10 protein-coding genes are annotated in these 12,557 nt (G+C 67.2%); 4 read left to right on the top strand and 6 right to left on the bottom strand.

Annotated elements, in window-relative coordinates; genetic code table 11:
* Window positions 1-17: 17 nt before the first annotated feature.
* From ASE67_RS00640 to ASE67_RS00625, 4 genes are all read left to right on the top strand, one after another.
* Window positions 18-1,094 (top strand): tartrate dehydrogenase, encoded by a 1,077-nt coding sequence (locus tag ASE67_RS00640; protein ID WP_055755847.1) that lies wholly within the window; start codon window positions 18-20, stop codon window positions 1,092-1,094.
* 141 nt (window positions 1,095-1,235) lie between these two features.
* Entirely contained in the window at window positions 1,236-2,615 is a 1,380-nt protein-coding gene (locus ASE67_RS00635; RefSeq protein ID WP_055755845.1) for an aminotransferase class III-fold pyridoxal phosphate-dependent enzyme, read from the top strand.
* A 26-nt stretch (window positions 2,616-2,641) separates the two neighbouring features.
* The gene (locus tag ASE67_RS00630) at window positions 2,642-3,139 is read left to right on the top strand and encodes an Lrp/AsnC family transcriptional regulator (RefSeq protein WP_055755842.1); all 498 of its coding nucleotides are present in this window, start codon (window positions 2,642-2,644) and stop codon (window positions 3,137-3,139) included.
* The gene (locus ASE67_RS00625) at window positions 3,136-4,065 is read left to right on the top strand and encodes a 2-hydroxyacid dehydrogenase (RefSeq protein WP_055755840.1); all 930 of its coding nucleotides are present in this window, start codon (window positions 3,136-3,138) and stop codon (window positions 4,063-4,065) included. The genes ASE67_RS00630 and ASE67_RS00625 overlap by 4 nt, the downstream gene beginning before the upstream one ends.
* Before the next feature lie 51 nt (window positions 4,066-4,116).
* Here ASE67_RS00625 and ASE67_RS00620 read toward each other — a convergent pair whose 3' ends face one another.
* From ASE67_RS00620 to ASE67_RS00595, 6 genes are all read right to left on the bottom strand, one after another.
* Window positions 4,117-4,860, bottom strand: coding sequence for a DUF4198 domain-containing protein (locus ASE67_RS00620; protein WP_055755838.1), 744 nt, complete (start codon window positions 4,858-4,860; stop codon window positions 4,117-4,119).
* Between the two features lie 53 nt (window positions 4,861-4,913).
* Complete coding sequence (locus ASE67_RS00615; RefSeq protein WP_055755836.1) at window positions 4,914-7,175, bottom strand: TonB-dependent siderophore receptor; 2,262 nt, start codon at window positions 7,173-7,175, stop codon at window positions 4,914-4,916.
* Window positions 7,176-7,424: 249 nt separating this feature from the next.
* Window positions 7,425-9,203, bottom strand: a complete 1,779-nt coding sequence (locus tag ASE67_RS00610) for an ABC transporter ATP-binding protein (protein ID WP_055755834.1) — start codon at window positions 9,201-9,203, stop codon at window positions 7,425-7,427.
* Window positions 9,200-10,030: an ABC transporter permease gene (locus ASE67_RS00605; protein WP_055755832.1), complete on the bottom strand. Its 831-nt coding sequence runs from the start codon at window positions 10,028-10,030 to the stop codon at window positions 9,200-9,202. Before ASE67_RS00605 ends, ASE67_RS00610 begins: the two co-directional genes overlap by 4 nt.
* On the bottom strand, window positions 10,027-11,007 hold the full coding sequence (locus ASE67_RS00600; RefSeq protein WP_200922138.1) for an ABC transporter permease: 981 nt from the start codon (window positions 11,005-11,007) through the stop codon (window positions 10,027-10,029). Before ASE67_RS00600 ends, ASE67_RS00605 begins: the two co-directional genes overlap by 4 nt.
* Window positions 11,004-12,542 (bottom strand): ABC transporter substrate-binding protein, encoded by a 1,539-nt coding sequence (locus ASE67_RS00595; RefSeq protein ID WP_327196650.1) that lies wholly within the window; start codon window positions 12,540-12,542, stop codon window positions 11,004-11,006. The genes ASE67_RS00600 and ASE67_RS00595 overlap by 4 nt, the downstream gene beginning before the upstream one ends.
* Between the last annotated feature and the right edge of the window lie 15 nt (window positions 12,543-12,557).

Here is a 12,557-nt window from a genome sequence, read left to right as displayed (position 1 = left end):
AAGGACGGAAGAGACAGATGAACGGTTCGCGCAGCTACCGCGTGGCGGTGATCCCCGGTGACGGGATCGGCAAGGAAGTGGTCCCGGCGGGCGTCCGCGCGCTGGAGGCCGCCGCCGCGCGCCACGGCTTTTCCGTGGAGCAGCAATGGCATGATTTCGCCAGCTGCGATTATTATGCCCGCCACGGCACGATGATGCCCGACGACTGGAAGGAACGGATCGGCGCGGTCGATGCGATCTTCTTCGGTGCGGTCGGCTGGCCCGACACGGTGCCCGACCATGTGTCGCTCTGGGGATCGCTGATCCAGTTCCGGCGGGAATACGACCAGTATGTCAACCTGCGCCCGGCGCGGTTGATGCCGGGCGTACCCTGCCCGCTGGCGGGCCGGGGTCCGGGCGACATCGACATGATGATCGTGCGGGAAAATACCGAGGGTGAATATTCGGCGGTCGGCGGCATCAGCTTTCCCGGCACGGCGCGCGAGATCGTGCATCAGGAAACGGTGATGACCCGCTACGGCGTCGACCGCATCCTGCGCTATGCCTATGAACTCGCGCAATCGCGGCCGAAGAAGCACCTGACCTCGGCCACCAAGTCGAACGGGATCGCCATCACCATGCCGTGGTGGGACGGCCGGGTCGAGGAAATGGCAAAGGCCTATCCCGACATCCGCACCGACAAATATCATATCGATATCCTGGCGGCGCAATTCGTGATGAACCCCGACCGGTTCGACGTGGTGGTCGCATCCAACCTGTTCGGTGACATCCTGTCCGACCTGGGCCCGGCCTGTACCGGCACGATCGGCGTCGCGCCGTGCGGCAACATCAACCCCGACCGGTCGGTGCCCTCCACCTTCGAACCGGTTCATGGTTCGGCCCCCGATATCGCCGGGCAGGGCGTGGCGAACCCGGTCGGGCAGATCTGGACCGCCGCGATGATGCTCGACCATTTCGGCGAACATGACGCCGCCGCGACCATCGTCGCCGCGATCGAACGGGTGCTCGCCAGCCCGGCAGGCCGCACCCGCGACCTCGGCGGACGCGCCTCGACCGAGGACTGTGCCAAGGCAATCGCCGCCGAAATCGGCTGATCCGGACCACGGCAGGAAATGCCGCGCCGCCGGTCAATTCGGCAGCGCGGCGTTTCCGCCGATGGGATTTCGACAACCACCAAGCCGGTGCGCAGCCTAGCTTTCCAGCGTCCCGACTGGAACGCCCGAAAGGCTGAAAGCATGAAGAACGAACTGCTGATCGCGATGGACCGCGACCATCTGGTCCATCCGGTAACCGCGTGGCGCGCGCATGAGGCAAAGGGCGCGACCGTGCTGGAAAGCGGCAACGGGCTGTTCCTGACCGATCGCGACGGACGCCAGCTGCTCGATGCCTTTGCCGGGCTGTGGTGCGTCAATATCGGCTATGGGCAGGAGAGCGTGGTCGAGGCCGCCGCCGCCCAGATGCGCCAGCTCCCCTACGCCACCGGCTATTTCGGCTATACCAGCGAACCGACCATACGCCTGGCCGATCAGCTCGCCGGCCTGTCGCCCGAGGGGCTGAGCCGCGTGTTCTTCACGCTCGGCGGATCGGACGCGGTGGATTCGGCGATCCGCTTCATCACCCATTACTGGAATGCGCGCGGCGAGCCGACGCGCAAGCACATGATCGCGCTGGACAAGGGCTATCACGGGTCGTCGTCGACCTCCGCCGGCCTGACCGGCCTGCCCGCCTTCCACCGCCAGTTCGACCTGCCGCTCCGGTGGCAGCATCATATTCCGGCGCCCTATGCCTATCGCGATCCGCAAGGGCGCACCGGCGACGCGCTGGTCGCCGCCTCGGTCGCGCAGCTGCGCGCCAAGGTCGAGGAACTGGGCGTCGAGAATGTCGCCGCGTTCTTCGCCGAACCGGTGCAGGGATCGGGCGGGGTCATCGTGCCGCCGGTCGGCTGGCTGAAGGCGATGGAACGGACCTGCCGCGACCTCGGCATCCTGTTCGTCGTCGATGAGGTCATCACCGGGTTCGGGCGCACCGGCCCGCTGTTCGCCTGCGAGCATGAAGGGGTAACCCCCGACCTGATGAGCGTCGCGAAGGGGCTGACCGCCGGCTATGCGCCGATGGGCGCGCTGTTGATGGCGGAGCATGTCCATGCGGTCATCGCCGATGGCCCCGACAACCATCTGCCGATCGGCCACGGCCTGACCTATTCCGGCCATCCGGTCAGCGCGGCGGTCGCGCTGGAGGTGCTGCGGCTCTATCTCGACGGCGGCATCCTTGCCAACGGAAAGGCGCAGGGGCCAAAGCTCGCTGCACGGCTGGACGGGCTGAGCGGGCATCCGCTGGTCGGCGAGGTGCGGTACAAGGGGATGCTGGCGGCGATCGAGCTGGTGGCGGACAAGGGGACGAAGGCACGGTTCGATCCGGCGCTGGGCCTTGCCGACCGGTTGAGCACGGCGGGCTATGCGCGCGGCATCATCTTCCGTGCGTTCGCCGACGGCACCATCGGTCTCGCCCCCGCGCTGACCGCGAACGACGACGAAGTGCACGCGATCGTTGACCGGCTGACCGCCGCGCTGGACGATGTGCTTGACCAGCCGGAGATCCGTGCGGCACTGCGATAGGCCGGGGAATAGATGGGGATGGATCGATGAGCCTTGGACCGAAGCTCGACCGGCTGGACTTCAAGATCCTGGCCCGGCTCCAGGAAAATGGCCGGATGACCAATGTCGATCTGGCCGATGCCGTCGGCCTGTCGCCCAGCCCGTGCCTGTCGCGGGTCAAGCGGCTGGAAAAGCACGGCTATATCTCGGGCTATGGCGCGACGATCAACCTTGCGAAGCTCGGCAGCACGCTGACGGTATTTACCGAAGTCACGCTCAGCGACCATCGCACCGGCGACTTCAGCCGGTTCGAACAGCGCGCGCGCACCGTGCCGGAAATCGTCGAGGCGCATCTGGTGTCGGGCGGCTATGATTACATGCTGAAATTCGTGACCCGCAGCGTAGCCCATTATCAGGAAGTCATCGAAAGCATGCTGGAGCGCGACTTCGGCATCGAGAAATATTTCAGCTATATCGTCATCAAATCGGCGGTGATCCGGCGCAACCCGCCGATCGACCTGCTGTTCGATGGGCGCGGCGAATGAGCGCGCTGCTCTACACCGCCGCCCCGACGCGCGGACAGGTCTGGGCCGGGATGATCGGCCAGGCGATCCCCGAACTGGAGGTCCGGCTGTCGCCCGATCAGGGCGATCCGGCCGACGTGCGCTATCTGGCGGCATGGACGCTGCCGGCGGGATTGGTCGAGGCTTTGCCCAATCTTGAGGTGCTGTTCTCGATCGGGGCAGGCGTCGATCAGCTCGACCTGTCGCAGATGCCGCCGCACGTCACCGTGGTCCGGCTGGTCGAACCCAATCTTGCCGCCGCGATGGCCGAATATGTGGTGATGACGGTGCTGGCGCTGCACCGCGACCTCTATGCCTATGCCGACCAGCAGCGCGAGCGGGTGTGGCGTGCCCTGCCGCAGGTGGCGGCCGGCGAACGGCGGGTCGGGATCGCCGGGCTGGGCCAGATGGGGTCGGCCGCGCTCGACGCGCTGCGCCCGTTCGGGTTTCAGCTGTCGGGGTGGAGCCGGTCGCCACGCGACGTGCCGGGTGTCACCTGCTTCCATGGCGACGAGGGCTTGCGCGAATTCGCGGCGCAGGCCGACATCCTCGTCAACCTCCTGCCGCTGACGCCCGAAACGCGCGGCATTCTGGGCCAGCCGCTGTTCGCGGACATGCCCAAAGGCGCGGCGATCGTCAGCGCGGGGCGCGGCGGGCATCTCGACCCGGCGGCGCTGGTCGCCGCGCTGGACAGCGGGCGGCTGTCGCGGGCGATCCTCGACGTGACGCCCATCGAACCGCTCCCGACGGACGATCCGCTCTGGTCGCATCAGCGCGTCGTGCTGACGCCGCATGTCGCCGCCGCGACCGATACCGAAGGGTCGGGCAAGGCGCTGATCGCAAATCTCAAACGGCATCTGGCGGGTGAGCCGATGGTCGGCGTGGTGGCCCGCGACCGGGGCTATTGACGGCCACCCGCATCCCCCGCCTGTCGCGGGGGATGCGGGTCCGAACCGCCCCTATTCCTCCGGCGCGTGCGGCAGGGTGAAGGCCAGCGTCGCGGTGTGTTCGTAGCGGTCGAACTTCGCCGGCTGGTCGCTCGGCTGGATCAGCACCGCGCGGATGACGTTCAGCCCCTGATTGCGCACCGGCAGCGTGACCGTCCCGTCCGCCTTGGTGACCCGCGGCTTCGCATCGGGATCGTTGACCATGTCGTTGACGACCTCCGCCCCCGCGACCGGCTTGCCGCGAAAGGTGATGCGATAGGTCAGCGGCTGGCCGAGCGTCGCCGGGATCGCACCGACCGGCACGATCTGTAGCAGCTGCGCAGGGATCAGCGGCACCTGCCGCACGCCGGGCCCCTGGATCGTCACGGCATATTTGATCGTCGTCTCGGCGAACTTCGCGCCGGGTACCTCGTCCTTGCCCTTCTTCACGAACTCGCCATCGGGCAACTTGGACCAGGTGCCATTGGGCAGCACCGCGCTGACCAGTGCCGGTTTCGCGTCGGTGTCGACCACGACGACCGGGCCATCGGTGCGCAGCCGCGCGGCGACGGGCTTCAGTGCGGCATCCCATGCCTGCAGGCTTTCCAGCATCGGCTGGCGCTTCACCGCCTCCAGATCGTCGGCACCGACGCCATAGATGATCGCAAGCTGCTTGGCGCGCTGCGCGAACCAGATGCCGTGTGCATCGGCGAGCGCCGGCGCCAGCACCGCACCGCCCAGCACCAGCGCGGCCATCGTCGAACGAAGCCTGCTCATATCGTCTCTCCTGCAAAAAAGAACGGGCGGCCGATGGGCCGCCCGCGGGGGGTTCAGAACCGGAAGGTGCCGCGCACCGACCAGCTGCGCGGTGCGCCGGGGAAGGTCCACAGCTGCGCATAGGAGCTGGGGAAATAGGTTTCGTTGAACAGGTTACTGACCTCTGCCGACAGCGACAGGTTGGCCGCCAGGTCGACCGATCCGAACAGCCGGACCAGCGCATAGTCGGGCAGCATATAGGTGGTGCCGGTTTCCCCCAGCCGCTTGTCGACGAACTTGATGTCGCCGCCCAGCGTCAGCACCTTTTCGCCAAAGGTGAAGTCCTGCGCCGCCAATACCGAGATGCTGTTGCGCGGGATGTTGATGAGCAGATCGCCCGCACGGATGCTGCGCCCGAAATCGGGGTCCAAAGCGTCCTCGGCAATCTCCGCATCGACATAGGCATAGGACACGGTAATGCGCGGTCCACGCGGGATGCGGGCGTTCAGGTCGATTTCGAACCCCTTGCTCTTCGCCTTGCCCACGTCGAGCGAGAAGCCGGCATTGACCGGATCGACCGTCAGCACGTTCGTCTTGTCCATGCGGAAGAACGCGACCGTGCCCGACAACGTATTGTCGATCACGTCGAACTTCATGCCCGCTTCGTACGACGTCGTGGCTTCCGGGCGGAAGGCTTCGTTGCGGACGTTGACGCCGGTGTTCGCGCGAAAGCCCTGCGCATAGCTGCCGTAGAGCGTCAGGTTCTCGGTCGCCTTGACGCTGACCCCGGCCGACGGGCTGAACTTCGTGAACTCCTGCTGCGTCTGGACGCCGTTCAGCCGGTTGTCGACGGTCTGGCGATAATCGTCATACCGGATGCCGCCCTGCAGCGAGAGCCAGTCGGTCAGCTCGATCCGGTCGCGCAGATAGACGCCCGCCGCCTTGGCGACTTCGGTACGGCTCTGGAACGCGACCGGACGCACCTGCGCCAATTCCTGCGCCGTGAAATAGATCGGGTTGGTCAGGCTGATGGCGTTGGTCGCGATCAGTGTGGCGCGCGACGGATTGCCCGAGGCGAATTCCGCGCGCTGTGCGGCCGTCAGATTGCCGGGGCGGAAGCGATCGGTGACGATATCGAGCTTAAACCATTCATAGTCCGCGCCGACCAGCAGGTTGTGCTTGATCCCGCCGGTCATCAGGCTGCCCGACAGTTCGAGCCGGGGGATGAAATCCTTGCCGGCAAAATCGCGATAGATGCGCCGCCGCGAGGTGAAGGCCCCGGCGATCGCGCCGTTGACGAACAGCGGATTGCGCCCGGCACCGAATTCGGGGTCCTCGCCGTAGCCGGTCAGCTCGGTATAGCGATAGGCGACGCCCAGCAGCGCACGCCAATTCTCGCCCAGCTTGTACTGCACCTGCAATTGCGGGCCGAGGTTCAGGGCCCGGTTCGGCCCATCGGCCGGTTCGCCCAGGAAGCGCGAGCGCGGCAATGCCTTCGGATTGCCGCCCAGCGCGACCACGCCGCGGTCGAACGGCACCTTCTGCCGGCTATATTCGAATTCCAGGTTCGCGGTCAGGTCGCCGGTCTGGAGCAGCAGGCTGGGCGTGATCGCGTGCTTCGACGTTTCGATCGTGTCGCGGTAGCTGTTGCCCTGTTCATAGGCACCGGTCACCCGCAGCGCGAGGATGCTGTTGACCGGCAGGTTATAGTCGAGTTCGCCGCGATAGGTCTCGAACCGCCCGACGCTGCCCATGACATAGCCGCCCGCCTGGTCCAGCGTCGGCTTCTTGGTCACGATATTCACCGTGCCGCCCGGCTCCCCCCGGCCGAACAGCGCGGAGGTGGGGCCGCGCAGGATTTCGATCGCCTGCACGCTGGACGTGTCGCGCGGGCCGCCGTAGCCGCGCGCGCCGCTGAACCCGTTGACGAGGAAGCCCGAGGGGGTGTTGGGGTCCCCGACGAAACCCCGGATGGCGAAGGAGTCAAACAGGCCGCCGAACGCGTTCTGCCGCGCGACGCTGGCCGACAGGTCGAGCGCGGCGTCGAGCCGGGTGATGTTGAGCTGTTGCAGCGTATCGACCGACAGGACCTGCGTCGCCTGCGGCAACTGCTTCAGCGTCGTATTGCCACGGAATGCCTGCAGCGTCCCGGTTACCAGGATTTCGGAGCCGGTATCGTCCTGCGTCGCGGCATCGCCCGGCGTTTCGGTCGGCGTTTCGGTCGGCGCGACCGCGACGGGCGGCGTGTCGGTCGGTTCGTTGGCATAGGCAGGTGCCGCGCCAGCAAGCCACGCCGCGCCAGCGAGCATCAGGTATCGGGTCGAACGCTTCGCCATGGAAAGATCCCCTTCAAAGTTGCCGCGTCGGTTGGCCCCTGCAGTTACCGGACACGTCTTTCGCGTGTCTCCGTGCGCCTCCGCTACGATCGATTATGAGAATCGAACCGTGGCATTTGCATCCGTGTGCGCGGAAGCGATCGTTGGTTTATGTCGAATCAGTGACGATCAGCGCACGATCTGCTTACCGTGTCGGACGGCCCTGGGAACCAAATTGCCGCATCGGCGTAGTCGCCGGTTACGCTGGCGTCAGCGGACCAGTTCGTCCTCGCCGCGATGGCACAATATGCGGTTGCCGTTGGACAGGGTGCGCAGCGGCGGCAGCTCGCGATCGCACCGGCCGGCGATCGCCACCGGACAGCGCGGGAGGAACCGGCAGAGCGCGGGGCTTTCCGAAAGCTGCGCGAACGGCGGCGCCTGTCGCGGCGCATCGTCCGCCAGCCAGTCGGCGCGCATTTCGGGCACGGAAGCGATCAGCAGGTCGGTATAGGGATGATAGGGCCGCGTCGCATAGCTGGCCGACGTGCCGCTCTCCACCCGCGTGCCCTTGTACAGCACGACGATATCGTCGCACAGCGCCTGTACCGTCGCGATGTCGTGGCTGATGAAGAGATAGGCGAGGCCCAGTTCGCGACGCAGCTCGGCCAGCAGGTCGAGGATCGCGCCGCGCACCACCGTGTCGAGCGCCGAGGTCACTTCGTCACAGAGGATCACGTCGGGATCGGCGGCGAGCGCGCGGGCCAGGTTGACCCGCTGCTTCTGCCCGCCCGACAATTCGTCGCAGCGCCGGTCGATCGCGGTGGCGGGCAGCTTGGTCAGGTCCAGCAACCGCTGCACCCGCTTGCGTGCATCGGCGCCGCTGGCGCCGTGATAGAAGCGGATCACGCGGCCGAGGATATCGCCGACGCTGTGCGCGGGGTTGAGTGCGGTATCGGCGTTCTGGAACACGATCTGGATGCGGCGCAGTTCGTCGCGACTGCGCTGCGCAAGGTCGGGGGCAAGCGGCGTCCCGCCCAGCACGATCCGCCCGGCGCTGGGCGACAGCAGCCCGGCGACGACACGGGCGACGGTCGACTTGCCCGATCCCGATTCGCCGATCACCCCCACCGCCCCGCCCCGCGGGATGGCGATCGACACGTCGGACAGCACCGGATTGGCCGCGCCATAGCCGGCCGACACCCCCTCGATCGACAGCAGCGGCTGCGGATCGGGGGCCAGGACTGTGCGCGCACCGGCGATCACCGGATGGGCGGCGGCCATCAGCATCCGCGTATAGTCGTCCGCCGGTGCCGCCAGCAGTGGTGCGGCGCGGTTCTGTTCGCGCACCCGCCCGCCGTTCAGCACCAGGATATGGTCGGCCATCTGCGCCACGACCGCCAGATCGTGCGAGACATAGATGCCGGTCGCCCGCTCCTGCCGGAACACGCGGCGGAATGCCTGCAACACCTCCACCTGTGTCGTCACGTCGAGCGCGGTGGTCGGTTCGTCGAAGATCACCAGGTCGGGCTTGGTGATCAGCGCCATCGCCGCCATCAGCCGCTGCAACTGCCCGCCCGACAATTCATGCGGATAGCGTTCGCCGATCGTCTCCGGCGTGGGCAGCGCCAGCGCGCGGAACAGCATGACCGCCCGCTCACGCGCCTCCGCACGGTCGGCGGTGTCGTGGAGCAGCGCGGGTTCGATCACCTGATCGATAATCCGACGCGACGGATTGAACGCCGCCGCCGCGCTTTGCGCGACATAGGTGATGCGGTGGCCGCGCTGTGCCGACAGCGCCGCCGCCCCGCTGCCATCGAGGCTGGCATCGCCAACCCGGATCGTCCCGCCCAGCACTGCACCACCACGGGCATAGCCCATCAGCGACAGCGCGATGGTGGTCTTGCCCGACCCCGATTCGCCGATCAGCGCCAGCACTTCGCCCCGTGGCACCGCGAACGATACGTCGTCGACGATCCGCAACAGCGACCCGTCGGCGCGGCGCACCGTGACGGTCAGGCCCGATACCTCGACATGCGGGACGTCGTTCATTTGCCCCGCCCCCGCGTTGCCGCGTCGATCAACAGGTTGACGCTGACCGTCAGGCTGGCGATCGCCACCGACGGCACGACGATCGCCAGCGCGCCCTCACCCAGCCCGGTCACATTCTCACGCACCAATGACCCCAGATCGGCATCGGGCGGCTGGAGGCCAAGGCCAAGGAAGCTGAGACCGGACAGCAGCAGCACGATGAAGACGAAGCGCAGGCCGATATCCGCGAGCAGCGGGCGGACCATGTTCGGAAAGACCTCGGTCAGCGCCAGGTGCAACCGCCCTTCACCACGCGCCCGCGCGACCTCGACATAATCCAGCCGGGCGAGGTTCACCGCCAGTGCACGGGCAATGCGGAAATTGCCGGGGATGTAGGTGAAGGCGACGATCAGCGTCAGCAGCACCAGCGACGATCCGAACACCGCGACCAGCACCAGCGCGAGAATCTTCGACGGGATCGAGATCAGCGTGTCCATGGTACGCGCCAGCAATTCGTCGACCCAGCGCGGCGCGACCGCGGCGGTCAGCGCCAGGCCGGTGCCGATGGTGCAGGCGATCGCCGCCGCCGCCGCCGCCAGCAACACGGTGAAGCGCGCCCCGTCCAGCAACCGGCTGAGCACGTCACGCCCCAGATAGTCGGTGCCGAGCCAGAAGTCGTGGCTGGCCCCGGCAAAGACCTCCTGCGCGACGAACGCGCCCTTGGGATAGGGGGCGATCCACGGGCCGACCAGCGCGATCACGATCCAGAACAGCACGACCGCCAGCCCGACCCGTCCGGTCGCCGACAGCGCGCGCACCCGGCGCCACAGTCCACCGCCGCCGCTCATCCGTGGCGCAATCGCGGATTGGCGAGGATCGCGACCACATCGGCGACCAGCATCAGCAGCAGATAGGTGGTGCAGAAGATCATCGCGCACGCCTGCAACAGCGGCATGTCGCGCGAGGTGACGGCATTGACCATCAGGCTGGCAAGTCCCGGATAGTTGAAGATGGTTTCGACGATGATCGCCCCGCCCAGCAAATAGGACAGGCTGAGCGCCATGGCGTTGACGATCGGCCCGATCGCATTGGGCAGGACATGGACGAAGATCAGCCGGAGCGGCCCCACGCCCTTCAGCCGCGCCATTTCGACATAGGGCCGGTCGAGTTCGGCGATCACCGCGGCGCGGATCATGCGCGCCATCTGCGCGATGACGACCACCGCCAGCGACAGGACGGGCAGCGCATAGCTGCGCAGGAATTCGCCCCATCCCTGATCGGCGCGGACCAACGTGATCGACGGCAGCCAGCGAAGTTCGACCGCGAAGACCAGCACCGCGATGGTCGCAACCAGGAATTCGGGCAGCGCGACCATCGCCAGCGTGACGAAGTTCAGCGCGGTATCGAGCCGCCGCCCGCGCGCCACCGCACTCGCCATGCCGATGGCAAAGGCGACCGGCACCGCCAGCAGCGCGGTCAGCCACGCGAGCGTCAGGGTGTTGGGCAGTCGTTCGGCGATGATGGCGCCGACCGGCTGGTGCGCCACCAGCGACTGGCCCGGATCACCGACCAGCAGGCCGCCCAGCCACTGGGCGTAGCGCACCGGCGCCGGTCGATCGAGGCCCATTTCGCTGCGCAGCGCATCGACCTGCGCCTGGGTCGCGCCCTGCCCCAGCGCCTCCTGCGCAGCATCGCCGGGCAGCATGGCGCTCAGCGTAAAGATCACGACCGACACCAGCAGCAAGGTGACCAGCGCCATGCCGCTCCGCTTCGCGATCAGCCGCAGTGGCACGGCCCAGCCCGACCGGGTGGCAGCGGCGCTCATGCGTCCCACCACACATATTCGGCGAAGGTATAGCCCATCAGGCCGCCGAGCGGGATCGGCTGCATCCCCTTCAACCGGCGGTCGATCCCGTCGAGCACGCTCATGAACACGGGGATGACGACGCTGCCGTGACGGTTGATCAGATATTGCATGTCGCCATACAGCATCTTGCGCCGCGCCGGATCGGTCGTCGCCCGCGCCTCGGCCAGCAGCCGGTCGAACGGCGCACTCTTCCAGCCCGCCTCGTTCCAGGGCGAGCCGGAGGAAAATGCCTGGGAAAAGGTCAGGTCGGCGGTCGGGCGCGGGTTGATGTTGCCGAAGGTCAGCGGGTGCTTCATCCAGTGCGTCGACCAGTATCCGTCGCTCGGCACGCGGTTGATCGCGAGGTTCAGTCCGACCTGCGCGGCATGTTCCTGCAGGATCGATCCCATGTCGACCGACTGGTTGGCGGCGGGCGAGACATAGACCGGCATCCGCGCGCCGATCAGCCCGGCGCGACGCAGGTGGAAGCGCGCGCGTTCGGGGTCGAACGGCCGCTGCGGCACGTTCGGATTGTACATCGGGTGGAAGGGCGGCAGCGGCTGGTCGTTGGCGATCGTCGCAAACCCGCGGAACAGCGCACGCTTGATGAGTTCGCGGTCGAACAGATATTTCATCGCAAGGACGAAATCGGCCCCGGCGGTGACCGGATTGTCGCGCCGCATGACCAGGTCGGTGTACAGGCCCGACGGGGTTTCGACGACATCATGCCCACCCGACGCACGCACCCGCTTGACCGATCCGGGGCTGACCCCGATCACCGCATGGACGTCGCCCGACAGCAGCGCGTTGACCCGCGAAATCTCGTCGGGGATCGCGATCAGCTCGATCCGGTCGAGATAGGGCCGCCCCGGCTTCCAGTAATTCGGGTTGCGCTGCACGATGGTGCGGATGCCCGGCTGGAACGCCGACAGCGTATAGGGGCCGGTGCCGTTGGCGGTGGCGAAGCTGCGCGCATCCACATCGACGATCAAAAAATGCGACTGCGCCAGGATCGCGGGCAATTCCGGATTGGGGCCGGTCAGCCGCACATGCACGTCGAGCGGCCCGGCGGCGCGCGCGCCCTCGATCTGTTCGGCGATGGTGGCGACCTTCGATCCGGTCGCGGGGTCCTTGTGCCGCAGCAGCGAATGCACCACGTCGCGCGCGGTGAGTGTCTTGCCATTGTGAAAGGTGACGCCGCGCCGCAGCCGGATATGCCAGTCGATATTGTCGCGCGTCTCGATCCGTTCGGCCAGCGCCATCCGCGCGCGCAGCTTTCCGTCGAACTGGGTCAACCCGCTATAGAGCATATAGTGCCGGACATAATCGGTCGACAGGCCGCCCTTGGCCGGGTCGAGCGTATCGGCAGTCGAGCTGGCGACGCTGGCGACGCGGATCGATCCGCCGCGTCGGGGCGCGGCCGGGACCGCAGCGTCGAGACCGACGGGCAGCAGCCCGGCGGCCATCCCGCCCAGCAGCGCGCGCCGCGACAGGTCGAACGTCGCGTCGCTCACCGCGCCTGTCCCCCC

Origin of the sequence: Sphingomonas sp. Leaf23 (assembly GCF_001421585.1) — a bacterium.
In the GTDB taxonomy this organism is placed as follows: Bacteria; Pseudomonadota; Alphaproteobacteria; order Sphingomonadales; family Sphingomonadaceae; genus Sphingomonas.
The sequence above is the reverse complement of the archived record's forward strand: the minus strand, read 5'-3'. Positions and strand labels throughout refer to the sequence as shown.